We start from the raw sequence: 24,174 nt of genomic DNA, 5'->3' as shown, positions 1-24,174 counted from the left end.
TATCAGAAATTGCCAGCGGTGCAGAATAAATTTGTAAACTCATGATTATTCTTCCTCCGGAGGGGGAACAGTAACATTTTCTAGAATTGGATGATTTTTACTTTCTGGATAAGGCAATGCCGAAACAACTCTGACTTGATCATCTTTGAAAAAATGGACGTATAGATCCCCTATCGCGTCGTATCGCATAATGTTGGTCGTCTTTTCTACATAATCCCGCCCATTGGGCTTCCAGCGCACCTTGACTTTCATTCCTGGAAACCAAGCCTTGGGTAAGGCATAGCCAGCCGCGATCAGTCCTCCACAACTTGATCCATGCACCATTCTTCCGCCTAATGGCCCGCTTGCAATTGGTTCTTCAATAGAAAAATCATAAATATAGGAAACGCCTTCATGTTCAATACAAGACATCGATACATATGATTCAGGGACAAAGACATGCGGATTTTTTACGTCGTTCACATCTGATATTGGTGTAGTTGTATTGCAGGCAGTTAAAGTAGCAAAGCTCAAAATCAACAATATTTTTTTAGTTATCATTATTGTTCCTCCGCTGGAGCGGACGTGACATTTGACAAGATAGGATGATGAGGACTTGCGCCGTTGGAATTTGCAGCCACAACTCTGACTTGGTCATGTTCAAAAAAATGGACATAAATATTTCCGACCCTGTCATATTTCATGATGTTCGTCGTTTTCTCTATCCATTCTCTGCTATCCGGCTTCCAGCGCACTCTTACCTTCATGCCGGGAGTCCATTTTTCTGGCAGCGCATAACCAGCTGCGATAATTCCTCCGCAGCTTGCGCCATAAGCGAATTTTCCTCCCAGTGGTCCGCTGGCGATTGGCTCTTCGATAGAGAAGTCGGAAATATAAGGTGCGCCATCGTGCGATACACAGGAAATCGATACATATGTTCGAGGTATGTGTACATACAGCTTTTCTTGAGTGTTCGCGTCTGATATTGCTGTAGTTGTGTTGCAGGCGGTTAAGGTGGTAAAGCTCAAGATCAATAATAATTTTTTGGTCCTGAAATGTATTTCTGCATTAAAAATTGGCACACGCATGATGACGATTCCTCCGTTGATGGCCGTCGTGATGACTTCATTGAAAGCTCGTGATGCTAGAGGTGTTTTCTTGCGCTGTGCGTGGCGAAATTTCAAAAAGCATTCACATTCGAAATAGTCCGAGACAACGCATTCGTTTTTTGATGCCGGGTGCGCGCTATCTCTTTCTCTCGTTATTTTTAGCTCGGTGCTTTTGTTCATCGCCCTCACTCAATTTTCTTCTCAATGGCATAAAAGCCACGCCCGTGAGAGTCTGGATCAAGACTGTTCGTCACACAGATAGCTAACGGCATGCTGTTCTACGTTAGGATGAGGATGTTTGTCTGCCGCCACCAGCGCGACCAATCAACGCGATGCCTATAAACGGTCAATCATGCTCACGCCTGCAATTCCCCTTATCCCTCACATTCCGTCAATCCAGACCTTGCGTGCCTTTGAAGCTGCGGTCCGGCATGCAAGCTATCGTCGGGCGGCAGAAGAACTGGCACTGACGCATGGTGCGATCGTTCAGCATATCGCTCGACTGGAGGAGGATCTGGGGGGGATCAAGCTGTTTGTCCGTGAAGGGCAGCAAATACGACCGACTGAAGCGGCGCAGATATTGGTTGTACAGTTGCGTGCAGGGTTGTTGCAAATCACCGCTGGTTTGCAGCAGGTAAGCGCACTGCCATCAGGCAAGTCCGCACGCAGAACGCTGACCTTAAGCGTGCTCCCAAGCTTTGCCGTGCGCTGGCTGGTGCCGCGACTGCCGGAGTTTCAGGCACTGCACACGGCGCTCGATATTGTGGTGCGGCCTACTTCAACGTTGGCGTCACTGGATAGCCGTGATGGGATCGATATCGCGATTCGCTACGGCGCCGGACATTGGCCGGGGCTGCAGGCGACACTGTTGATGCCGAGTGAGGTTTTTCCTGTAGCTAGCCCGGCGTTTCTGGCTCGCAGCGCGATCACTGGCGCGCCGGAGTTGCTGCAGACAGCCTTGTTAAGGCATGCGAGGCAGCCATGGCGGCCATGGCTCAACGCAGCCGGTCTTGACTGGCCGGAGCCGTTGCAGGGGCCGGTGTATGACGATGACAGCGCCTTGTTGCAGGCTGCGGCAGCCGGTCAGGGTATTGCCTTGGCGCGGGCAGCGCTGGCGTCCGATGATCTGGTAGCCGGGCGGCTGGTACAAATCGGCGAGGTCACCATTGAGGATGATTTCAGCTGGTACCTGGTCTGGCGCGAGCCGGTGCTGTGTGAGCGTGCCGACTTTGATGCATTTCAGGCGTGGCTGACGACAACGCTGCGTGAAGTTGTCAACGCTGCCAGCAGGGGCATTTCACATGAAAATATTGACTCATGCTGAGATGCACATTTACAAGCGATCCAATCCAGCCCGCCATGTCGCTGCCTGTTGCCCGATAGCGGCGCGCTCTTCTTCGGACATTTTCCGCAGCGTCACATAGGCCATGCCGATGCGGGGATTTTTTGCCAGTGTTGCTTCGTTGCGTGCAAAGAAGTCCCAGTACAGTGCATTGTAGGGACAGGCGCGTTCGCCGATGCGTTGTGCCTTGTCGTAATGGCAGCCCTTGCAGTAATCGCTCATGCGATTGATATAGGCCGCGCCGGAGACGTAGGGTTTGGTAGCGAGCATGCCACCATCGGCGAACTGGCTCATGCCGAGCGTGTTGGGTAACTCTACCCATTCAAAGGCATCAATGTAGACGCCCAGATACCAGTGGTGCAGCGCCTGTGGATCTAGTCCGGCAAGCAAGGCAAAATTACCGATCACCATCAGCCGCTGGATGTGATGGGCATGCGCATGGGTGAGTGAGTCGCCGATGGCGTTGGCCATACAGCGCATCTTGGTGCGCCCGGTCCAGAACCACTCAGGCAAGGGGGCATCATGCGCGAAGTGGTTTTGGGTGACGTAGTCCGGCATGCGGTGCCAGTAGACGCCGCGTACATATTCTCTCCAGCCGAGGATCTGGCGAATGTAACCTTCAGCCGCTGCCAGCGGGACATTGCCATGACGCCATGCCTGCTCAACCCGTTGCACGACTTCTTGCGGACTGAGCATTTTAGTGTTCAGCGCAAACGACAGCAGGGAGTGGAACAGGCGCGGCGCCTGTGTGCTCATCGCATCTTGAAAGTCACCGAAGTGTGGCAACGCATAGGTGATGAAATTCTCCAGCTGCTCCAATGCTTCGGTACGATTGAGTGGCCAGCGCAAACGGCTCTCCTGAGGCTGCCCAAAGGTTTTCACGCCAGCGTCGACAATTTCTTGCCAGAGCGCGCTATGGTCGTGCTGCGGGCGTAGGTCGAGCGGTTCGCCGGGCTTGCCGTTCCAGGCTTTGCGGTTGTCCTGATCGTAGTTCCATTGACCACCGGCTGGTTTGCCATCACTGTCCATGAGTACCAGATACTTGACGCGCATCTGGCGATAGAAATGCTCCATCAGCCAGCTTTTGCGCTGCGCAAAAATGCTCGCCGCTTCGTCCCGCTGGGTGTAAAAATGCGCGCTGTCGACCATCATGCCGCTTGCGCCAGTCGCCGCGGCGATGGGGCGCTGCATCTGGTAAAGCTGCTCGTCGAGCCGCCATTCATCCGGTGCCTGATATTGCCAGTGGCGGGCCTGGTAGTGCGTCAGCACAGCCGTCAGATTGGCCTCCAGTGCCAGCTGATTGTGTGGATCGCTGATCCGCAGGTAGTGCACGCGATGGCCTGCTTCGCTGAGCTGGCGTGCCATGTCGCGCATGGCTGCGAAGATGGCAATGACCTTTTGTGCATGATGCAGCACATAGTCAGTCTCTTGCCGGATTTCCATCAGGAGGTAGACAACGTCATCGTCAACGTCGAGGAACCACGGATGCTGCACATTGAGCTGATCGCCCAGAATCAGACGGATTGTATTGGCTGGTGCATGGCTCACGTTGTAGCGCTCCACAGAGATTGGTAGTGGCCTTGCGGATCGTGCTCGCGTGCCTGCTTTTGGGGATAGAAGCGGCGTCCGCCACGTGGATCGGTGCCGCGTCCGGCGATGTAGAGCCAGTTACCGTGATTGCTGTAGACATCGTAATCGACAAGTTGCGCTTCAAACCATGCGGCACCGGCACGCCAGTCACCACCGAGATCGTGAATCCAGTAGCTGGCGACAATCTGGCGTAATCGGTTGGAGAGGTAGCCGGTGGCTGCCAGTTCGCGCATGCCGGCATCGACCAGCGGCTCGCCGGTCTGGCCAGCACACCAACGTGTCAGTGCCTTGATCTGTGTGGCTGGCTTGGGTGCTAATGCGTGCTCGCTGCGCAATCCCTGATAGTGATACAGGCGCTTGCCGTATTGCAGATGAATGAAGCGGAAATAATCGCGCCAGAGCAATTCAAACCAGAGCCAGTAGCTGCCTTCGTTGGCCCCATGCACTTGTTCGAACTGTTGGAGGGCAGCATAGATGGTCCGCGCTGATAGTGCCCCCGTGGCAAGCCAGGGGGAGAATTTACTCGAAAAATCCAGCCCGCTCAAACCATTGCGAGTCTGCTTGTAGCTGTGCGGCAGCTTGCGTTCCAGGTATTGATGCAGATGCTGTAATGCTGTGGTTTCAGTGCCGTCACAGGCCGCTGTGGCATAGGGGAAGGACGAGCGAGGGTCATTGCGGACTTCTGCGACACGTGAAGATGGTAGGTCTTGGCTAGGCAACGATGCCGGTAATGGAGGTAGTTGTTGCAGCGTATCCAGTGGCAGCGGTATCTGCAAGCCACTGCCTTCGATACGTTGACGGAACACAGTAAAGCTGGCCGGTTGGCGCCCCATCAGTTGCGTCAGGTCGGTGTAGTCCAGCAGCGAGGATTGCCATACGGCGTCTACCGTGAGTCCTTGCGCTTGCAGCTGCTGTACCTGTTGCTGCTCTTCGGGGGCTGCAATGTCTTCACAGATCACACCACTGGCACCTACCTCTGCTGCCAGCGCTGGCAGCAGCTCGCTGGCTTCGCCGTCGAGGATCAATAGGTCGCTATGCCGGGCTTGCAACTGTTGTTGCAGCCCCTGCAATGCGCTGGCAGTGAACGTTTGCCGATGCACTCCGCGACGCGCGAAGCCCCATTCGGTGGTGGTTTCAGGTGGGCGGCAGTACACCGGAACCAGCTGGCTGGCCTGTTCACAGGCGCGACCAAACGTCGGATTGTCATGCAGCCGCAGATCGTTGCGAAACCAGTAGAGCAGCGTTGTCATCGCAAGCGCACTCCGATGAGGCCAGCGTGCTTGGCGCAGCTGTGGTCGCCCATCCAACACTGATGCTGACGCTGACCTTGGTCAGGTTTGCTGATAGTCACAATTCTCTCCGCAGGCAATCAATCATGGCCAACCAAACCAGTACCCGCCGTCGCGTTTGAAGTGACGGCGGGTATCGGTTATCTGGCTGCGCAGATTATAGTGCAGACGTGAGAATCAGACTTTCCGTGCGACGCCAAGGGGAGCTGGATCAGAGTCCGCCCATGCACAGGTACTTGATGACCATGTAGTCGTCAATGCCGTAGTGCGACCCCTCGCGTCCCAGCCCGGATTGCTTGACGCCGCCAAATGGTGCCACCTCGTTGGAGATCAGGCCAGTATTGATACCGACCATGCCGCTTTCGAGTGCCTCTGCGACACGCCAGATGCGGCCGATGTCGCGTGAGTAGAAGTAGCTGGCTAGTCCGAACTCGGTATTGTTGGCCATGCTGATGACTTCTTCATCGGTATGGAAGCGGAACAGTGGCGCGAGTGGGCCGAAGGTTTCTTCACGGGCAAACTGCATGTCGCTGGTCACGTCGGTGATGACGGTCGGCTCGAAGAAGGTATGCCCCAGCGCATGGCGTTTACCACCGATTCTTACCTTGCCGCCCTTGGCGGTGGCGTCAGCGATATGTTGCTCGACCTTGGCAACAGCTTTGGCATCGATCAACGGACCGTGAGTGACGCCGGCTTCGAAGCCATTGCCGACCTTGAAGCGGGCGACGGCGGCAACCAGTTTCTCGGCGAAGGCGTCATAGACTTTGTCGTGCACGTAGATGCGGTTGGCGCAGACGCAAGTCTGGCCGACATTGCGGAACTTGGAGGCTAATGCGCCTTCGACTGCGGCATCCAGATCGGCATCGTCAAATACGATAAAAGGCGCGTTGCCACCTAGCTCCAGCGATAGCTTCTTGATGCTGGAGGCACATTGCTCCATCAGCAGCTTGCCCACTGCTGTGGAGCCAGTAAAGGTGAGCTTGCGTACCAATGGGTTGCTGGTCATTTCGCCACCGATTGCTTTAGGCGCACCGGTGACCACGCTGAACACGCCTGCTGGAATACCTGCACGCTCGGCCAGTACCGCCAGCGCCAATGCCGAGAACGGCGTTGCTTCGGCTGGCTTGAGTACCATGGTGCAACCTGCTGCCAAGGCGGGTGCCGCCTTGCGGGTAATCATGGCAGCCGGGAAGTTCCACGGCGTGATGGCGGCGCAGACGCCGATGGGTTCCCGTGTGACCACAATGCGGCTGGTCGGCGAAGGGGAGGGAATGGTGTCGCCATAGGTGCGCTTGGCTTCCTCACCGAACCATTCAATGAAGGAGGCGGCATAGGCAATCTCACCTTTGGCTTCGGGCAGTGGTTTGCCTTGTTCCGCGGTCATGATGGCGGCCAGATCGTCGGCGTTGGCGACCATCAGTTCATACCATTTACGCAGCACCAGACTGCGCTCTTTGGCCGTCTTCTTGCGCCAGCCGGCCCAGGCTGTATTGGCGGCAGCAATCGCACGGCGTGTTTCGGTTACGCCCATTTCTGGCACAGTACCGAGGACCTCGTCTGTGGCGGGATTGGTGACAGTGAGGGTGGCAGCGTTGTCGGCATCGCACCAGCGGCCGTCGATATAGGCTTGTTGACGCAGCAGGCTGGGATCGTTGAGTTGCAACATGTTGAAATCCTGTCTCGATACGGAGGATGAATAATTGAAATGACCTAAAATTTTGCCGCAGCCTTGTTACGACCGCGCAACCACTCCAGTACCAGCAGCAGGCTGGTCGAGAAAATGATCAGGATGGTCGCCAGTGCAGCGATGGTCGGGCTGATGTTGTCTTTGATGCCGGCAAACATCTGGCGCGGCAAGGTAGCTTGATTAGGACCGGCGACAAACAGGGTCAATACCACCTCGTCAAACGACGTCGTGAAGGCGAACAGCGCGCCCGAGATCAGGCCCGGTGCAATCAGCGGTAAGGTGATGCGGAAGAAGGTCGACAACGGGCTGGCGCCCAGGCTAAGGCTGGCGCGTACCACGTTGTGGTTGAAGTTCTGTAATGTCGCCAGTACGGTGGTAACCACAAATGGTGCACCCAGCGCGGCATGCGCGAGGATCAGGCCAAGATAGCTGTCGGAGAGGCCGATCTGGGCAAAGAACAGATATACACCCACACCGACCACCACCACCGGCACGATCATGGGCGAGATCAGCACCGCCATCAGGATTGCTTTGCCACGGAAGTCGGCTTTGTTCAGTCCGACTGCCGCCAGTGTGCCCAGCACAGTAGCGATCAGCGTTGCAGCCGGTGCAACGATGAAGCTGTTGCGGGCGGCACTGATCCATTCGTCGGAGCTGAACAGGTTGTGATACCAGCGCAGCGAAAAGCCCGGGATCGGATACATTAAAAAGCTGCTGTCACTGAAGGACAGGGGAATCATCACCAGAATCGGCAAGATCAGAAACAGCAGTATCAACAGGTTCAGGCTGCGTGAAACAAAGAACCAGAGGCGCTCGATGAGCGACATGTAGGGCGGGAACAGAGGCAGTTTAGTCATGGCGAATTCCGGTCTGGCGTGGTTGCAGTCATCGAATATGAACGGAGCGGGTAGCGTCAGGAGATACCGACATCGGTCTTGGCAAAACGCCGGTAGACCGAATACAGGATCAGTGTTGCCGTGAGCAGCAAGGTCCCCAGTGCGCATGCCATGCCCCAGTTGATGGTGGTATTGATGAAGTAGGCAATGAAGTAACTCACCATTTGCTCATTCGGGCCACCCAGCAGCGCTGGTGTGATGTAGTAGCCACCGGCCATGATGAATACCAGTAGCACGCCGGCGCCAATGCCCGGATAGGTTTGCGGCACATAGACCCGCCAGAATGCCGCAAACGGATGACTGCCCAGCGAAATGGCCGCCTTCAGATAGGTGGGCGGTACTGACTTCATGACGCTATAGAGCGGCAGGATCATGAACGGCAACAGGATATGGGTCATCGAGATATACACGCCGGTGCGGTTGAATACCAGTTCCAGCGGCGAGTGTGTCAGCCCGCTCAGCATCAGTGCCTTGTTGACCAGACCTTCCGATTGCAGCAGCACAATCCAGGCTGCTACGCGCACCAGAATCGAGGTCCAGAACGGAATCAGCACCAGAATCATCAGCAGGTTGGCACGTCGCTCTGACATGCTGGAGAGCCAGTAGGCCAGCGGATAGGCCAATAACAGGGTCAGCAGGGTGACTACCAGACTCATCCACAGCGTGCGGCCAAAGATACTGCGGAAGATCGAGGCATCGGGATCTGCCTGAATAATATTGCCACTGGCGTTTTGCTTCAGATCCATCGACGCCAGCAGGTAATAGGACGAGTACAGGGAACCGTTCTGGGCAATGATCTGCCAGCTTTCGGGTTGCCCCCATTTGTCGTTGAGACCGATCAGGGCTTGTCGCACCGCTGTGCTCGGCAGCAACTTGCCATCGGCATCGCGCAAGGGCAATACACGCGCAGTACCCATGATTAGCGAGCGCGCGCCGGAGAGTTCGGTATTCATGCGTCGGGCCAGCGGACCGAGGGTTTCATTCTTCTTCGCAGCGAGCAGGTCTTCGGTCAGCGAGACATAGGCTTCATCAGGCGGCAGGCCCTTGCGGTCCCATCGGCTCAGGACTTTGACGGTCGCAGGCAGAGCGGTGGCAATTTCCGGGTTTTCAACAGCGCGCTTGAGGAGCATCACAATCGGTGCCACAAAGGTGATCAGCAGGAAGATCGCCAGCGGGGCAATCAGCGCGATGGCCATCAGGCGCTTGCGGGTTTCGGCGGCGCGCAGATCACGTCGGAGCTGCTGCGGCGAGGCGGTGGCAAGCGGTGCTGCATAGCTGTTGCTCGGGCTGGTGGCTAGAGTGGTCATCATCGGTGGTCCGTCTCGTTGTGATTCTTGATGCAGGTACAGCGTGTACGGCTGCCTGCGGATGATCTAACGTAATCCGCAGGCAGCCGGATGGTGCATAACTTACTTAAGTTACTGCCAATTTACTTCGCAATCCAGGCGGCGAAGCGTTGCTCCAGTTCTTCACCGTGGTCAGTCCAGAACTGCTGGCTCAGCTGAACCGCGTCACGTGCATTGGCGGTCGAAGTTGGCAGGTTGCCGAGGGTCTTGGCATCGAGCAGCTTGAGGGTGTTCTTGTTGACCGGACCGTAGGCGATGTTGTTGGCATAGACCTTCTGGTTGTTGGCGTCGGTGGCATAGCTGATGAATTTCTCAGCTTGTGCCTTGTTTGGCGAACCCTTAGGAATGACCCAGTAATCCAGCGTGTAAATACTGCCAGCCCAGACCACCTTGAGGTTCTTGCCTTCACGCTGTGCGGCATCGATACGGCCGTTGTAGGCGGCTGCCATGACAACGTCACCTGCTACCAGATATTGCGCTGGCAAGGCACCGGCATCCCACCACTGGATATTTGGCTTAAGCTGGTCCAGCTTCTTGAACGCGCGATCTACGCCTGCCTTGGTGCTCAGTACCTTGTAGACATCCTTGGTTGGTACGCCATCGGCCATGAGGGCGAATTCGAGCGTGAATTCAGCGCTCTTCTTCATGCCACGCTTGCCAGGATATTTCTTAGTATCCCAGAAGTCGACCCAGTTTTGCGGCGGTGTTTTGAGCTTGTCAGCATCGTAGGCCATGGCAGTGGACCAGACGAAGGCACCCATGCCGCATTCATTGTTGATGGCTTCTGGCAGGTAGTCGTCTTTTTTGATGGTGTTGAGCAGATCGAGCTTTTCGATGAGCCCGTCATCACAGGCGCGGGCAAGATCGCCACCATCGATTTCGACCACATCCCAAATCACTTTCTTGGCTTCAACCATGGCTTTGACCTTGGCCAGTTCACCGTTGAATTCGACCGTGGTGATCTTGTTGCCGGTGGCCTTCTGGAACGGTTCAATGTAGGCGACCTTTTGCGCATTGGCATTGGCACCACCAAAATTGACCACGGTCAGATCAGCTGCATGGCTGATACCGGTGGCGCACAACAGACTCAATGCAATAGGGGACAGCAGCGCGAGAGCATAGGGTTTCATGGTTCCTCTTTGTCGTAATGATGGTGGGTGGAAAAAACGTGTATAGAAAACGGTTACAGAAAAACGCGTAATTGCCGGGCAGTCAATTGCAGGTAGACCTGACTGCCTTCGCTCAGGCTGGCCAGTGCCGGATCACTCAGCGACAGTTTGACGAAGCAGTCTTCCTGATGGCTGACGCTGCATCGCACCCGCACATGGTCGCCAAAGTAGATCAGGCCGGTAACTTTGGCGCTAAGCAGATTGTCTTCCTGTGGTGTGGTCAGCAGACCGATTCGTTCAGGCCGGATACAGGCGGTGACGACCTGTCCTGGCTTGGCATGGTGCACATTGAGACCGATCAGTGCACTGCCATCGGGCAGGCGCAATTGACAGGCATCGCCCTCGACCGACTCGACGCTGGCCTTGAAACGGTTGTTGTCGCCGATGAAGCAGGCAACAAACTGGTTTTGTGGGTATTCGTAGAGTTCTGCGACCGGTGCCAGTTGCTGGATTTCGCCTTGATCAAAGACGGCAACGCGGTCCGACATGGTCAAGGCCTCACCCTGATCGTGCGTGACATAGACAAAGGTCACGCCGAGTCGACGATGCAAGGCCTTGAGCTCAAGCTGCATATGTTCGCGCAACTGCTTGTCGAGCGCTCCCAGTGGTTCATCCATGAGGACCAGTTGCGGATCGAATACCAATGTGCGCGCCAGTGCCACACGTTGTTGCTGTCCGCCCGACAACTGGGTCGGATAGCGGTCGCCAAACTTGCCCATCTGGACCATGTCGAGCGCCTGCTTGACCTTGGCGGCACGGGTGCTGCTATCCATCTTGCGCACGCTCAGGGGGTAGGCCACGTTCTGCGCAATGGTCATGTGCGGGAACAGCGCATAGTTCTGAAACACCATGCCGATATTGCGCTTGTGTGGTGGCACCCGGTTGAGCAACTGTCCATCGAGGCGAATTTCGCCGCTGGTCGGAAATTCAAAACCAGCCAGCATCATTAGACAGGTGGTTTTGCCTGAGCCGGATGGCCCCAGCAGGGTCAGAAATTCACCGCGACGAATCTCCAGATCGAGATGTTTGACGATCAGGTTTTCGCCATCGTAAGTCTTCCTGACGCCGCAGAACTGCACGAGTGTCTGTGCGGCAGCGGCTTGGCCACTGGTCTCCAACTTGCTGGCGGCGTTCATCATCATGCGGATTCTCTTTGTGAAATCAGTTGCGGGTTAATCAGTGTTCAGGCGTTCTGTCCAGCGTTCAGCACAGCCTTGCGCAAGATGTGCAGGGCCTCGTCCATGACTGAGTCCGGGATCGTCAGCGGGAACAGAAAACGGATGACATTGCCATAGCTGCCGCAGGTCAGCAACAGTAGTCCATGTTGCAGTGCGTTGGCTTGCACCCGCTTGGTGAATTCGGCATCGGGATGGTCACTGCCGGGTTGCACGAATTCGACGGCGATCATCGCGCCCAGACCACGGACTTCGCCGATGGCTGGAACCGCGCTTTGCAATTCCTGCAATTGCTCGCGCAGTTTTTGTCCGAGACGTGCACCACGTGTGACCAGGCCTTCTTCGGCAATCACGTCCAGCACTGCCAATGCTGAAGCCACTGCCAACGGGTTACCGGCATAGGTGCCACCGAGACCGCCCGGTGCCGGCGCATCCATCAGGTCGGCGCGACCGCAGACAGCAGCCAGTGGCAAGCCACCGGCCAGACTCTTGGCCATGGTGATGAGGTCAGCCTGTACATCGTAGTGTTCCATAGCAAATAGCTTGCCAGTGCGTGCGAAGCCGCTTTGTACTTCGTCGGCGATCAGCACAATGCCGTGCTCATCACAGAGTTCACGCAAGCCGCGCATCAATTCTGGTGGCGCTGCATAGAAGCCGCCTTCGCCCTGTACTGGCTCGATGATGATGGCGGCAACGCGTTTTGCCTCGACGTCACTCTTGAACAGGCTGTGAATCGCCGCTAGCGAATCCGCAGTGCTGATGCCGTGCAGTGCCGAAGGGAAGGGAACGTGATAGACCTCGCCCGGGAACGGGCCAAAGCCGAGCTTGTAAGGTGCCACTTTGCCGGTGAGTGCCATGCCCATCATGGTACGGCCGTGGAATGCGCCAGAAAACGCGATCACTGCTGAGCGACCAGTGGCTGCACGGGCGATCTTGATGGCGTTTTCCACTGCTTCGGCGCCGGTGGAGAACAGTGCTGTCTTCTTGGCATGAGTACCTGGCGTGACAGCGTTGATGCGCTCTGCGAGTTCGACATAGCTGGCGTAGGGCACGATTTGATAAGCAGTATGCGTAAAGCGATCCAGCTGGGCGCGTACAGCTTCCATCAGGCGTGGATGGCGATGGCCGGTGTTGAGCACGGCAATGCCGGCAGCGAAATCAATGTAGCGGTTACCTTCGACATCCCACAGCTCGGCATTGAGGGCGCGCTCGGCATAGAAGTTGCACATGACACCGACGCCGCGTGGTGTCGCGGCATTCTTGCGTTGTTGCAGTTCGGTGTTCTTGTATTGAATCTTGGTGGGCATGAGGGGCTCCGGTAGCGGCTTCAAAAAAGTGATGTTGGAGTAATACTAAGTCTGTAATGGTCTTGTAATATAGAGCCAGTTTTAATTATTTGATGGTGCCACTTTGAGCGTCGCTTCCCTCTCTGATTTTTTGCTGCAGCGCGTAACCCGTGCTGGGGCCAGTCGTACCGGCAAGCGCGCTGCCAGTTCGTCCAATTTGACGCAACTGCAACAACTGCCGATGAATCGCCAGATTTATCAATTGATCCGCGAGGCGATTCTGGCGCAGACCTTGCCGGTGGGGTTGCAGCTGCCATCGTCGCGCGACCTGGCAACCGAGCTGGGTATGTCGCGTAACACAGTGACCTTCGCCTATGAGCAGTTGCTGGCGGAGGGCTATCTCGAAACCCGTGCCGGTGCCGGTACCTTCGTGGCCGACACCGCACCGGATCAAATCCCGGAAAGCATTGAGCGTAATACGCCATTGACAGATCCCTCTGGCAAATCGGAACTGTCGGCACGGGGTGCCATGCTGGTGCGCAAGGCCGGCGTCAGTGACAAGCAATGGGGGGCCTTTATGCCGGGTGTGCCGGATGTGACGCAATTCCCGCACAAGGTTTGGAGTCGTCTGCAAAACAAATATTGGCGCGGTAACCGCTCCGACATGCTGACGTATGGTCCCGGTGCAGGCTACGCAGCCCTGCGTGAAGAGATTGCCGAATATCTGCGGCTGGCACGCTCGGTTAACTGCAATGCCAGCCAGATTCTGATTACCAACGGTATCCATCAGTCGCTCGATACGGTGGTCAAACTGCTGGGCGAGCATGGTGACTCAGCCTGGGTCGAAGATCCCTGTTACTGGGGAACCCGCAGCGTGTTGAACTCACTGGGCATTGACACGGTACCGATTCCGGTGGATCAGGAGGGGATGCGCATGCGACTGGCCAACCTGCGTCGTCCGCCACGCTTTATCTGCACCACGCCTTCGCATCAATATCCGTTGGGCATGGTGATGAGTCTGTCGCGCCGACGCATGTTGCTGGAGTATGCCGCCACCCATAAGGTGTGGATTATCGAGGACGACTACGATAGCGAGTTCCGTTATGGGGGAAGGCCGCTGGCGTCGCTGCAGGGCATGGATATCCACAACCGTGTGCTCTACATGGGCACGTTTAGCAAGATCATGTTCCCGGGCTTGCGGATTGGTTTTTTGGTGGTGCCAGAGTCTTTGGCGGAGGCTTTCGGTACCGGGTTGGCCGAGTTGTACCGTAGCGGGCAGGTGTTTTTGCAGGCTGCCTTGGCCGATTTCATGGCGGAAGGACATTTTTCGTCGCACATACGCAAGATGCGCGTGCTGTACGCCGAGCGACTACAGATATTGCTCCAGGCAATCGAGCATCATTTCGGGAACAAGTTGACCATCACCGGTGGCGAGGCGGGTTTGCATCTGACCTTGTTGTTGCCACCACACTGCAATGACAAACTGATCTGTGAAGAAGCACGCCAGCGGGGCATTATTGTGCGACCATTGTCAACCTACTACATGAGCCCGAAATCGGCACGTTGTGGTTTGCTACTGGGTTATGCCAGCGTCCCCAGTGACGAGATCGCTACCGCGTTTGGCAAGCTGGCAGGCGTGATCAAGAAACATCTGGATTAAATACTGTTGAGTATGTCGTGATTATCGCAATGATCCTGGTTGATGCTGGCAGATACGACCACGTCGCGGGAGCATCAGGAGCACTATGAGTATTTCCTTACGCGTACTGTTTGTTGAAGACATGGAAGAGGATGTCACCTTGATGCTGCGCGAGCTGGTGCGCGGTGGCTTTGAACCATTCTGGCTGCGCGTCGATACCGAACAGGCGATGCAGCAGGCGTTGCAGGAACAGTGGGACATCGTGATTTCTGACTACGCCATGCCCAGCTTCAGTGGTGTCGAGGCATTGGCATTGTTGCAGCGTCATGATGCCGAGATACCATTCATTATTGTCTCTGGCGCCATCGGTGAGCAGACAGCGGTCGAGGTGATGAAGGCTGGCGCCCAGGATTATTTCCTCAAGAGCAGCATGGCGCGCTTGCCAATTGCTGTCGAGCGTGAATTGCGTGATGCTCAGGTCCGGCGCAGGCAACGCGCCAGTGCGGCAGCGCTGCGCGAAATGCAGGCACGCTTTCATGCGTTCATGAACGCAGCACCGATGCCGGCCTGGATCAAGGATGCCGACTCCCGCTATCTGTACGTCAATCCAGCCCAGTCGGCATTTTTTGGGCTGACCCCGGCGGAAATGATCGGCATGTCCGAGATGGACCTGATGACGAACGGTGCCGCTCAGAATGCACAAACCAATGATAATGAAGTGCGACTCAGCAGGCATGAGATACACACTCAGGAAACCGTTATTGACGCTGCGCATCGCCCACGCATTCTGGACGTCACGCGCTTTCCGCTGATCAGCGATGACAATATTCTGGCAGCGGGTCTGGCCATTGATGTCACCGAGCGGGTGCAGTCACAGAACGAGCTGGAACTGGCGATGCAACGTCAGCAGATTCTTGCCAGTCGCGTCATTGAAGTACAGGAGCGCGAGCGTCAGCATCTGGCGCGTGGCTTGCATGACGATGTCGGGCAGTCACTGACGGCGCTCAAAATCAATCTGGAAACAATCAAGAAGACCGGGTCGCTGGATGGCCCGGCGCTGCAGAACGGGATTGATATCGTCAGTGCAGTGTTGTCGCAGGTACGCAGTCTGTCACTCGATCTGCGGCCGCCACAGCTAGACAATCTGGGACTGATCGCGACCTTGCGCTCCTATGTCGAAAACAAGGCCGGTCTTGCCAATCTGAAGTGCTGGTTCGAAAGCGCACCCTTGCCCATGCCCATGCATCACGACATCGAAAACACCTGTTTCCGGATCGTGCAGGAAGTGGTGACCAATATTCTGCGGCATGCCATGGCCAGCAATATCTGGGTTCAGGTAGTGCAGCACGAGGATCAACTGCACGTCAGCATTCGCGACGACGGCCGCGGTTTTGATCTTGATCTGGCACGCAATAACGCAGTCTCTGGCATCAGTTTTGGCTTGCTCAACATGGAGGAACGTGCGGCGCTCGTCGGGGGCACCATGGAAATGTGTTCCGCGCCCGGTCGCGGTACGGAAATAACGGTTCAATTACCAGTAGCACCTGTGATGCGGAGGAATTGACGATGTTGACGAGAATTTTACTGGCGGACGATCATGCATTGGTACGTAGCGGCATTCGCTCTCTGCTCACCAGCATGCCTGATATCGAAGTGGTCGGAGAGGCCGATGATGGCAATGCTGCCATTGAAATGACGGCGCAGCTGCGGCCTGACGTCGTGGTCATGGATATCGCCATGAAGGGCATGAACGGGCTGGAGGCGGTCCGTCGTCTGCGCGCTGATTATCCGCACATCAAGTTCCTGATGGTGTCGATGTATGGCAGCGAGGAATACGTGATGCAGGCCATTAACGCCGGCGCTAACGGCTACCTGTTTAAAGACTCGGCAGCCTATGAACTGGAAAAGGCTATTGCCGAAGTGATTCGCGGCGAACAGTATCTGGATTCCCATATCTCGCGGGAAGCACTCGAGCTGTATATGAAGAAGGTCGCGCAGGATGGTAGTGCGGTTGAAGTGCTGACGCCGCGACAGCGAGAGATCCTGCAACTGATCGCCGAGGGCAATAACACCAAGGAGATTGCCTACCGTCTCAATATCAGCGCCAAGACCATCGAGACTCATCGCGCGCAGTTGATGGAACGCCTGGAAATTCGCGATGTTCCAGGACTGGTGCGCTATGCGATTCGCACCGGGTTGACCACATCGGAGAAATAGTTAACGCAGAAGTAGCAGTAGCGCATCTCTTTTTACTGTCTTGAAATGGAGCTTGTCACTCTGGCAAAATTAAGGAATATCCTGATTAAATCAACGTGACGCTATGCCATAATGATTCACACTTCTGACTGCGTCGGTCACCTCGGATCGACTCAGTCGCAAGGCGGTTGAATACTCTAGAAAGTGAATCTGACATGGTACAAGTGGACATCCTGCTGGTTGATGACAGCCCGGAAGTTGCCGAGCTGGCCCGCATTGCCCTCGATACCAAGAAGCTCGGCGACCGTATGACCTGGTGTGCCGATGCCGAAACGGCGGTCGAATTCATGTTTCCTTCGCCCGGCGTGCCGATTTCGAGAGACATGCAACCGCGACTGATTCTGCTGGATCTGCATCTTCCGTTGATGAGCGGCCATGATTTCCTGCGCATGCTCAAGACCACCCGCGACACCGCGCATATCCCGGTTGTACTGTTTTCATCTTCGGATGATCAGCGTGACATCGTTGACAGTTATCAACTTGGTGCCAACGGTTATCTGATGAAAGCCGCTGACCCGCGTGAATTCATTGGCACCGTTGCCGATGCTGGCGAGTACTGGGTCAATCGTAACAAGGTAGTGCGCTGAGCCGTTGGTGTTTCTCGCGGTCACTGTTTCACACTCATGGTGCGGGTATGGTCAACGCTTCAATCGCTTGCGACGAGCGGAACATGCTCGTCGCGCTATGTCCGGTGCCCGGGACTTCCAGTAGTTTCCAGTTGAAAGGCCAGCCATGGGCGCTAGCGACTGACTGGGCTTTCCTGAAAGTCTGCTCGCCCCGGTCCAGTCGGGTACTGCCTTGCTCTTGGGCCTCACCACTCTCGTCGAGCTCCTTGGTGCCCTGATCTTCCTGTCCCAACAAAATGACCACCGGCTGTGCCAGATAGTGGCGCAGCAGGCTCTGGGCATCGGGCAGATGATGCAGGCCAAACGGCGGGTCTTCCTCCGTGCTGGGCAAGACATAGGTCGAGGGATTGGCAATTACGATACGTTGCGCCTGATTCGGGATGACAGCCGCGACCCGGCTCAGAAATTGCGCGCCGCCGGAATGACCGATCAGGAAATAGGGCAGTGCGGGATTCCCCTCATTTTGTTGCAGCCACTGTGCCAGTTGGGGGACGATTTGTCCCGTCCAGTGTTCGGCGGGCTCAATCGCGCCTTTGTGGGCCAGACCACCTTTCTGATAACGCCAGGTTGGAAAGCGTTGCAGATCAAACAGCGGCGCGGCAACGATCATGCACAGCCGATCTGCCAGCGGACGCGCCGCATTACGGTAGGTCGACGCATTGCGGGCGACGCCGTGAAACACCAGCAAGAATGCCTTCGGCGTGCAGCCACTGGGACGATAAGTGAACAGCTGTATTGGCGTGCCGGCAATATCGGCAAGCTGTACGCCGGCACCTTCGCCGATTTTTTCTGCGTGGGCGAGATGGATGACGGAGAACAACAGGATGCTGTGGAGCAGTTTTTTGGCAATAGCGGGGACGCTGTGAATTGCTGCTTTCATCATGATGGAGAATTCGCGGAGGATCAAGTGTGAAACTGGCGCAGACCTTCCAGATCGAGAATGGTAATGCTGCCATAGTCCACCCGGAGCAAGCCGGCCTTTTCCAGTACCTGCAAGGCCTGGTTGGCACGTTGCCGCGAGGCACCGGAGAGATTGCCAATTTCTTCCTGGGAAATCTGCAGTTCCAGGCCAATGCCTGGGTTCAGATACGGGTTGAACAGGGCTGCCAGACAGCGCGCTACCCGGGCATCCGGCTCCAGCATGCGATCATATCCCACCAGCGAAATGAACAGGCCGAGCCGTTCGTTGAGCTGGGTCACCAGAAAACGGTTGAAAGGAATACTGTTGTCGAGCAGCCAGAGGTAAGTCGCTTTGGGCATGTACAGCAGTTCGCTATCACGTAGTGCTACCACATCATACTTACGCGGTTCATCCTTGAGCAGCGAGCCTTCGCCCAGCCAGCCACCATTGGCCATACCGGCGAAGGAGACGGTCTTGCCTTCCGGCGAGACGCTGCTCATCTTGAGCAAACCTTCATGTACGCCGATCCAGTGCACCACCGGATCACCCTTGCGGCAGACAAAGCTGCCAGCGGTAATACGACGGCTGGTTACTTCCGCCTGCACACGGGCAAGCTGCTCCTGGGTGAGCGCTTGCGCCCAGAGGGACTTTTCCAGCATCTCCCTGATGGATGTTTCTGTTTTAATCATGCGTGGCCATACTGAATGATGCTGCAATGCGGTATCGAAAGTTTGTCAATTGTCTGCGAAATGACAACCAGGATGTTCTAGTCACTCTACTATCATCGCACAAAACCAGACAGCGTCTGCCGGTCTTGCCCTGCACAGAATGGATGATTTTTCAGTAAGTGCGCCGTAAGGCTTGCGGTTCAGACTGCGAAGACACATGCATATCACCCAACGCGTGCCGACGATCTCGGTACGTCAGATAAAAAGGTGGAACGATGGTGGAGACAAGCGACACAGCCGCCGCGCAGACCTTTGCGCAGCTGTTGCTGACACATGCACGCGTACGCCCGCAGCAGCCGGCTTTTCGCGAGAAATATCTTGGTATCTGGCAAACCACGACCTGGGCCGAAGTCGCCGATGAAGTGCGTGCCTTTGCCTGTGGGCTGGCAGCGTTGGGCTTCAAGCGCGGCATGAGCCTGGCGATTATCGGTAACAACTGTCCGCGTCTGTACTGGGCCATGTCGGCCGCCCAATGCCTGGGTGGTATGCCGGTGCCGCTGTATCAGGATGCGCCGGCTGCGGATATGGCCTATGTGATTGAGGATGCCGAGGTCGATTTTGTGGTTGCCGAGGATCAGGAGCAGGTCGACAAGGTCTTTGATATCAAGCTCAACCTGTCGGCAGAATCAAACCGTCCAAGTCACATCATCTATGACGATGAGCGTGGCATGCGCAATTATGATCAGCCCGAGCTGCAGGCATTCAAACAGGTGCAGGAGCTGGGACGTGCCTATGACCGGGCACATCCCGATTTCTTTACGCAGCAGGTCGCCTCGTTAACTGCGGACGACATTGCCATCATTCTCTATACCTCCGGCACCACCGGTAAGCCCAAGGGCGTCTGCCATTCTCACGCGGCGATGATTGCCACGGCGCGTACGCTGGTCGAGTTCGATCAGCTCAATGCCAATGATGACGTCTTGTGCTACCTGCCATTGGCCTGGGTAGGCGACTTTCTGTATTCCTTTGCGCAGGCCCATGTAGCAGGCTTTTGCCTGAATTGCCCGGAGTCACCCAGTACCGTTGCGACGGATTTGCGCGAGATTGGGCCGACTTACTATTTCGCACCACCACGTGTCTACGAAAACCTGCTCACTCAGGTCATGATCCGTATCGAAGATGCCGGCTGGCTCAAGCGCAAGCTGTTTCATGCAAGCATGAAACTAGCGCGCCGGGTTGGTATGCGTATCCTCGACAACAAGCCCGATGTCTCGCTGGCAGATCGTTGTCTGTATGCGCTGGGCAATCTGCTCATGTATGCACCGCTGAAGAATGTATTAGGTCTCTCACGTATTCGCGTTGCCTATACCGGCGGCGAAGCAATCGGGCCAGACCTGTTCGACTTTTACCGCTCGCTGGGGATCAACCTCAAGCAGCTGTATGGCATGACCGAGACCTGCGTTACGGTGTGCATGCAGCCATCGGGTGACGTCAAGCTCGATAGCGTCGGACGGCCAATGAAAAACGTCGAGGTACACATTGCCGACAACGGTGAAGTACTGGTGCGTTCGCCCGGCCTGATGAAATCCTATTTCAAGCGGCCCGATGCGACGGCCGAAGCAATTGATGCACAGGGCTACTTCCATACCGGCGATGCAGGCTTTTTTGATGCCGATGGCCACCTGAAGATCATTGACCGTGCCAAGGATGTCGGCAAGATGGCAGATGGCACGATGTTCGCGCCTAAGTACATTGAAAACAAGCTGAAGTTCTTCCCTTTCATCAAGGAAGCCGTCACCTTTGGTGACCAGCGTGCGCAATGCATGGCCTTCGTCAATATCGATATGGATGCGGTCGGCAACTGGGCTGAGCGACGTCATATTGCTTACAGCGGCTATACCGATCTGGCCGCGCATGAGAAGGTCTATGCGCTGGTGGCCGAGTGTGTTGAAAAGGTTAATGCCGATCTGGCCCAAGACCCGCTGCTGGCGGGTTCGCAGATTCATCGTTTCCTGATCCTGCACAAGGAGCTCGATCCAGATGATGACGAATTGACCCGTACCCGCAAGGTCCGACGCGCCTTCATTGCGCAGAAATATGCAGTACTGATCGAAGCGCTGTATGCGGGCAAGTCGTCCCAATACATCGAGACCCAGGTGAAGTTCGAAGATGGACGGCAGGGCATGATCGCCGCCGATCTGCGCATCGCCGACGTCAAGACCTTCGCCAACCTTCATCAAGCGGCATAGGCCGGCATGAGCGCCCCCATGAAACGACATATCAGCGCAGAAGTGCTGCCGATGCAGCCGGAGCAGAACGAGTCCGCAGCCGACACAGTTGCCTTCGATCCAAGGGCGAGCCGTATTGGTGAGGTGGTGCTCGATCTGCAGCATATTTCTCTGTCATTCGGAGGCGTCAAGGCGCTCACCGATATCTCCTTTGATGTCCGCGAGCATGAGATCCGCGCCATCATCGGCCCCAACGGCGCCGGTAAAAGCTCGATGATCAATGTCATCAACGGCGTCTACCACCCGCAGCAGGGTGACATCCTGTTCCGTGGCGAGCGACGGGCTGGTGTGGCGCCAAGCCAGATTGCGCGGCAGGGCATTGCCCGCACTTTCCAGAACATTGCGCTATTCAAGGGTATGACGGTGCTCGACAACATCATGACCGGACGCAATACCAAAATGCACAGCAGCTTCCTTGCCAATGCACTGTGGTGGGGCCGCGCCCGTCAGGAAGAAATGCAGCATCGGCACAAGGTGGAGGAAGTCATCGACTTTCTGGAAATCCAGCACATCCGCAAGACGCCGGTCGGGCGCTTGCCTTACGGCCTGCAAAAGCGTGTCGAGCTGGCGCGTGCGCTCGCAGCGGAACCCAGCATGCTGCTGCTCGACGAACCGATGGCCGGGATGAATGTGGAAGAGAAGCAGGACATGTGTCGCTTCATTCTCGACGTCAATGAACAGTTTGGTACCACCATCGTACTCATCGAGCACGATATGGGCGTGGTCATGGATATCTCGGACCGCGTGGTGGTGCTCGACTACGGCAAGAAGATCGGTGACGGCACACCGGCCGAGGTCATGGCCAATCCGGAAGTGATCAAGGCCTATCTCGGCACCTCACACTGACACTGCGTCTCAGAATCGGGAGTTCGTCCATGCAATTCTTTATCGAAGTCACCCTCAGCGGCTTGTTGTCCGGCCTTATGTATTCGCTGGTGGCGCTGGGTTTTGTGCTGATTTACAAAGCGTCAGGCGTGTTCAATTTTGCCCAGGGGGCAATGGTGTATTTCGCTGCGCTGGCGGTGGTGGGGTTGATGGACCACGGCTTTCCGCTGTGGGCTGCGATCATCGGGGCGTTTGTGGTGATGATCATCGTTGGCATCGGCACCGAACGTCTGGTCTTGCGCAAGCTGGTCAATCAGCCACCGATCACACTGTTCATGGCCACCATCGGCCTGGCGTTTTTTCTCGAAGGGCTTGGTCCCTTGCTGTTTGGCAGCGAAGTGCGGGCGATTGATCTTGGCATTGTGGATGAGCCGATCATGGCGATCATGGACAGCGTCGGTCTGGGGATTTCCAAGTTCGATCTGTTTGCCTCGGGCATGGTGATTGCGCTGGTCGCACTGCTGGCGCTGTTTTTCCAGAAAACCCGTGTCGGTCGTGCTTTGCGTGCGGTAGCAGATGACCATCAGGCCGCCTTGTCGCTCGGTATCCCGTTGCAACATATCTGGGCGGTGGTGTGGGGCGTGGCCGGATTTGTGGCGCTGGTAGCAGGCTTGCTCTGGGGCTCGCGCAATGGCGTGCAGTTTGCATTGACCATGACGGCATTGAAGGCATTGCCGGTCTTGATTTTGGGTGGCTTTACTTCGATTCCGGGTGCGATTGTCGGCGGCTTGATCATCGGTGCCTCCGAGAAGCTCGCCGAGATTTATATCCCGCCGGTACTGCAGGACCTGTTTGGCGGCAACTTCGGCGGTATTGAAGGCTGGTTCCCTTACGTGTTTGCGCTGCTGTTCCTGCTGGTACGCCCCGAGGGCTTGTTTGGCGAGCGATATATCGATCGGGTCTGAATACGATTGTTGAAGTTGCAGAAATATCAGGAGAATCAACATGCTTTACCGTGAGGCAGGACAGTTCAAGACGTCGTATATCGCCGATAGCCAGATATTCCCGATCCGGCAAGATCGAATTGGCATGGTGCTGTTACTGGCGCTGGCGTTCGTGGTGATTCCCGCAGTGGGCAGTACCTACTGGTTCTCGGCGATTCTGATTCCGTTTCTGGTGTTCGCATTGGCGGCGCTGGGGCTCAATATTCTGACCGGCTATGCCGGGCAACTGTCGCTGGGTTCGGCCGCCTTCATGGCCGTTGGGGCATATGCCGCTTACAACTTTCAGTTACGTATCGAGGGCATGCCGATTGTGCTGTCGTTCCTGCTGGCTGGAGTTTGCGCGGCATTGGTTGGCGTATTGTTTGGTTTGCCGTCGCTACGGATCAAGGGTTTTTATCTGGCCGTGGCGACGCTGGCGGCGCAATTTTTTGTCGTATGGGTGTTGACCAAGTTTGCCTGGTTTTCCAACGATAGTTCATCGGGTGTCATCAGCACACAGAAAATGGCTGTGTTGGGCATCGACATCGATACGCCAGTCAAGAAATACCTGTTTGTACTCAGTATCGTTTGCGTCATGGCCTTGCTGGCCAAGAACCTGGTGCGTTCTTCTACCGGACGTGCCTGGATGGCAGTGCGCGACATGGATGTTGCCGCTGAGGTAATCGGTATCGATCTGATGAAGACCAAGCTGCTGGCCTTTGCCGTGAGTTCCTTCTTTTGTGGTGTTGCCGGTGCCTTGTATGCGTTCTGCTACCTCGGCTCGGTGGAGCCGGATGGCTTTGCGCTGGATTTGTCGTTCCGGATTCTGTTCATGATCATCATTGGTGGCGTTGGCAGTATTCTAGGGGCCTTCCTCGGATCCGCCTTCATCCTGCTGTTGCCAATTTTTCTCGACAATGTCTTGCCGCCGCTGGCGAGCTTTCTGCACCTGCCGTTCACCAATGCGACGGTGTCGCATATTCAGCTGATGCTGTTTGGCGCATTGATTATTTTCTTCCTGATTGTCGAGCCGCATGGTTTGGCCCGGTTATGGCAGATCACCAAAGAGAAACTACGTCTGTGGCCTTTCCCGCATTGAACCTGTCCGTGAATGCCTGTT

21 protein-coding genes are annotated in these 24,174 nt (G+C 56.1%); 9 read left to right on the top strand and 12 right to left on the bottom strand.

What is annotated here, in order from left to right:
• Positions 1–45 precede the first annotated feature (45 nt).
• Positions 46–540, bottom strand: coding sequence for a DUF3304 domain-containing protein (locus FHW66_RS00545; protein WP_183377774.1), 495 nt, complete (start codon positions 538–540; stop codon positions 46–48).
• On the bottom strand, positions 540–1,268 hold the full coding sequence (locus FHW66_RS00540; RefSeq protein WP_183377773.1) for a DUF3304 domain-containing protein: 729 nt from the start codon (positions 1,266–1,268) through the stop codon (positions 540–542). The genes FHW66_RS00545 and FHW66_RS00540 overlap by 1 nt, the downstream gene beginning before the upstream one ends.
• 118 nt (positions 1,269–1,386) lie before the next feature.
• Between FHW66_RS00540 and FHW66_RS00535 the strand changes: the two genes are divergently transcribed.
• Positions 1,387–2,412: a LysR substrate-binding domain-containing protein gene (locus FHW66_RS00535; RefSeq protein WP_183377772.1), complete on the top strand. Its 1,026-nt coding sequence runs from the start codon at positions 1,387–1,389 to the stop codon at positions 2,410–2,412.
• Between the two features lie 9 nt (positions 2,413–2,421).
• Here the strand turns inward: FHW66_RS00535 and FHW66_RS00530 are convergent, their stop codons facing one another.
• From FHW66_RS00530 to gabT, 8 genes are all read right to left on the bottom strand, one after another.
• Positions 2,422–3,978, bottom strand: coding sequence for a cryptochrome/photolyase family protein (locus tag FHW66_RS00530; RefSeq protein ID WP_183377771.1), 1,557 nt, complete (start codon positions 3,976–3,978; stop codon positions 2,422–2,424).
• Positions 3,975–5,270, bottom strand: coding sequence for a DASH family cryptochrome (locus tag FHW66_RS00525; protein ID WP_183377770.1), 1,296 nt, complete (start codon positions 5,268–5,270; stop codon positions 3,975–3,977). Before FHW66_RS00525 ends, FHW66_RS00530 begins: the two co-directional genes overlap by 4 nt.
• Positions 5,271–5,520: 250 nt before the next feature.
• Positions 5,521–6,975, bottom strand: a complete 1,455-nt coding sequence (gene gabD, locus FHW66_RS00520) for an NADP-dependent succinate-semialdehyde dehydrogenase (protein WP_183377769.1) — start codon at positions 6,973–6,975, stop codon at positions 5,521–5,523.
• A gap of 44 nt (positions 6,976–7,019) precedes the next feature.
• A complete protein-coding gene (locus FHW66_RS00515; protein WP_183377768.1) occupies positions 7,020–7,853 on the bottom strand; it encodes an ABC transporter permease in 834 nt (277 codons plus the stop codon).
• 56 nt (positions 7,854–7,909) lie between these two features.
• Positions 7,910–9,199, bottom strand: a complete 1,290-nt coding sequence (locus FHW66_RS00510; protein ID WP_183378601.1) for an ABC transporter permease — start codon at positions 9,197–9,199, stop codon at positions 7,910–7,912.
• Between the two features lie 122 nt (positions 9,200–9,321).
• A complete protein-coding gene (locus FHW66_RS00505; protein ID WP_183377767.1) occupies positions 9,322–10,368 on the bottom strand; it encodes an ABC transporter substrate-binding protein in 1,047 nt (348 codons plus the stop codon).
• A gap of 53 nt (positions 10,369–10,421) precedes the next feature.
• A complete protein-coding gene (locus tag FHW66_RS00500) occupies positions 10,422–11,543 on the bottom strand; it encodes an ABC transporter ATP-binding protein (protein WP_183378600.1) in 1,122 nt (373 codons plus the stop codon).
• A 47-nt stretch (positions 11,544–11,590) separates the two neighbouring features.
• Positions 11,591–12,889, bottom strand: coding sequence for a 4-aminobutyrate--2-oxoglutarate transaminase (gene gabT / locus FHW66_RS00495; protein WP_183377766.1), 1,299 nt, complete (start codon positions 12,887–12,889; stop codon positions 11,591–11,593).
• Between the two features lie 103 nt (positions 12,890–12,992).
• On the opposite strand from gabT, the gene FHW66_RS00490 reads away from it, so the two are divergent.
• The 4 genes from FHW66_RS00490 to FHW66_RS00475 all read left to right on the top strand — a co-directional run bounded on the left by FHW66_RS00490 (position 12,993) and on the right by FHW66_RS00475 (position 17,350).
• Positions 12,993–14,528, top strand: a complete 1,536-nt coding sequence (locus FHW66_RS00490) for a PLP-dependent aminotransferase family protein (protein ID WP_183377765.1) — start codon at positions 12,993–12,995, stop codon at positions 14,526–14,528.
• A gap of 85 nt (positions 14,529–14,613) precedes the next feature.
• Positions 14,614–16,071, top strand: a complete 1,458-nt coding sequence (locus FHW66_RS00485; protein ID WP_183377764.1) for an ATP-binding protein — start codon at positions 14,614–14,616, stop codon at positions 16,069–16,071.
• Between the two features lie 2 nt (positions 16,072–16,073).
• Positions 16,074–16,724, top strand: a complete 651-nt coding sequence (locus FHW66_RS00480) for a response regulator transcription factor (RefSeq protein ID WP_183377763.1) — start codon at positions 16,074–16,076, stop codon at positions 16,722–16,724.
• Between the two features lie 194 nt (positions 16,725–16,918).
• A complete protein-coding gene (locus tag FHW66_RS00475) occupies positions 16,919–17,350 on the top strand; it encodes a response regulator (RefSeq protein ID WP_183377762.1) in 432 nt (143 codons plus the stop codon).
• Between the two features lie 34 nt (positions 17,351–17,384).
• On the opposite strand, the gene FHW66_RS00470 is transcribed toward FHW66_RS00475, so the two are convergent.
• A complete protein-coding gene (locus FHW66_RS00470; protein ID WP_183377761.1) occupies positions 17,385–18,272 on the bottom strand; it encodes an alpha/beta hydrolase in 888 nt (295 codons plus the stop codon).
• A 20-nt stretch (positions 18,273–18,292) separates the two neighbouring features.
• Positions 18,293–18,949 (bottom strand): Crp/Fnr family transcriptional regulator, encoded by a 657-nt coding sequence (locus FHW66_RS00465; RefSeq protein ID WP_183378599.1) that lies wholly within the window; start codon positions 18,947–18,949, stop codon positions 18,293–18,295.
• 284 nt (positions 18,950–19,233) lie between these two features.
• Between FHW66_RS00465 and FHW66_RS00460 the strand changes: the two genes are divergently transcribed.
• From FHW66_RS00460 to FHW66_RS00445, 4 genes are read left to right on the top strand one after another with little or no spacing between them, the layout of a single operon-like run.
• Positions 19,234–21,207 (top strand): long-chain fatty acid--CoA ligase, encoded by a 1,974-nt coding sequence (locus FHW66_RS00460; RefSeq protein ID WP_183377760.1) that lies wholly within the window; start codon positions 19,234–19,236, stop codon positions 21,205–21,207.
• Positions 21,208–21,258: 51 nt separating this feature from the next.
• Positions 21,259–22,092 (top strand): ABC transporter ATP-binding protein, encoded by an 834-nt coding sequence (locus FHW66_RS00455; RefSeq protein ID WP_370543426.1) that lies wholly within the window; start codon positions 21,259–21,261, stop codon positions 22,090–22,092.
• Between the two features lie 29 nt (positions 22,093–22,121).
• A complete protein-coding gene (locus FHW66_RS00450) occupies positions 22,122–23,036 on the top strand; it encodes a branched-chain amino acid ABC transporter permease (protein WP_183377758.1) in 915 nt (304 codons plus the stop codon).
• A 40-nt stretch (positions 23,037–23,076) separates the two neighbouring features.
• Positions 23,077–24,153: a branched-chain amino acid ABC transporter permease gene (locus FHW66_RS00445; protein WP_183377757.1), complete on the top strand. Its 1,077-nt coding sequence runs from the start codon at positions 23,077–23,079 to the stop codon at positions 24,151–24,153.
• The last annotated feature ends 21 nt before the right edge of the window (positions 24,154–24,174 follow it).

This window comes from Herbaspirillum sp. Sphag64 (genome assembly GCF_014192645.1).
Lineage (GTDB): Bacteria > Pseudomonadota > Gammaproteobacteria > Burkholderiales > Burkholderiaceae_D > Herbaspirillum.
This window is presented reverse-complemented; position numbering and strand designations above follow the sequence as displayed.

Excerpts from the sequence above, each read along its gene's own strand:
- FHW66_RS00485 (WP_183377764.1), top strand. The coding sequence starts at position 14,614 with ATGAGTATTTCCTTACGCGTACTGTTTGTTGAAGACATGGAAGAGGAT.
- FHW66_RS00505 (WP_183377767.1), bottom strand. The coding sequence starts at position 10,368 with ATGAAACCCTATGCTCTCGCGCTGCTGTCCCCTATTGCATTGAGTCTG.
- FHW66_RS00540 (WP_183377773.1), bottom strand. The coding sequence starts at position 1,268 with ATGAACAAAAGCACCGAGCTAAAAATAACGAGAGAAAGAGATAGCGCG.
- gabT (WP_183377766.1), bottom strand. The coding sequence starts at position 12,889 with ATGCCCACCAAGATTCAATACAAGAACACCGAACTGCAACAACGCAAG.
- FHW66_RS00455 (WP_370543426.1), top strand. The coding sequence starts at position 21,259 with ATGCAGCCGGAGCAGAACGAGTCCGCAGCCGACACAGTTGCCTTCGAT.
- FHW66_RS00465 (WP_183378599.1), bottom strand. The coding sequence starts at position 18,949 with ATGCTGGAAAAGTCCCTCTGGGCGCAAGCGCTCACCCAGGAGCAGCTT.
- FHW66_RS00460 (WP_183377760.1), top strand. The coding sequence starts at position 19,234 with ATGGTGGAGACAAGCGACACAGCCGCCGCGCAGACCTTTGCGCAGCTG.
- FHW66_RS00445 (WP_183377757.1), top strand. The coding sequence starts at position 23,077 with ATGCTTTACCGTGAGGCAGGACAGTTCAAGACGTCGTATATCGCCGAT.
- FHW66_RS00545 (WP_183377774.1), bottom strand. The coding sequence starts at position 540 with ATGATAACTAAAAAAATATTGTTGATTTTGAGCTTTGCTACTTTAACT.
- FHW66_RS00450 (WP_183377758.1), top strand. The coding sequence starts at position 22,122 with ATGCAATTCTTTATCGAAGTCACCCTCAGCGGCTTGTTGTCCGGCCTT.
- gabD (WP_183377769.1), bottom strand. The coding sequence starts at position 6,975 with ATGTTGCAACTCAACGATCCCAGCCTGCTGCGTCAACAAGCCTATATC.
- FHW66_RS00510 (WP_183378601.1), bottom strand. The coding sequence starts at position 9,199 with ATGACCACTCTAGCCACCAGCCCGAGCAACAGCTATGCAGCACCGCTT.
- FHW66_RS00500 (WP_183378600.1), bottom strand. The coding sequence starts at position 11,543 with ATGAACGCCGCCAGCAAGTTGGAGACCAGTGGCCAAGCCGCTGCCGCA.
- FHW66_RS00525 (WP_183377770.1), bottom strand. The coding sequence starts at position 5,270 with ATGACAACGCTGCTCTACTGGTTTCGCAACGATCTGCGGCTGCATGAC.
- FHW66_RS00480 (WP_183377763.1), top strand. The coding sequence starts at position 16,074 with ATGTTGACGAGAATTTTACTGGCGGACGATCATGCATTGGTACGTAGC.
- FHW66_RS00475 (WP_183377762.1), top strand. The coding sequence starts at position 16,919 with ATGGTACAAGTGGACATCCTGCTGGTTGATGACAGCCCGGAAGTTGCC.
- FHW66_RS00515 (WP_183377768.1), bottom strand. The coding sequence starts at position 7,853 with ATGACTAAACTGCCTCTGTTCCCGCCCTACATGTCGCTCATCGAGCGC.
- FHW66_RS00470 (WP_183377761.1), bottom strand. The coding sequence starts at position 18,272 with ATGATGAAAGCAGCAATTCACAGCGTCCCCGCTATTGCCAAAAAACTG.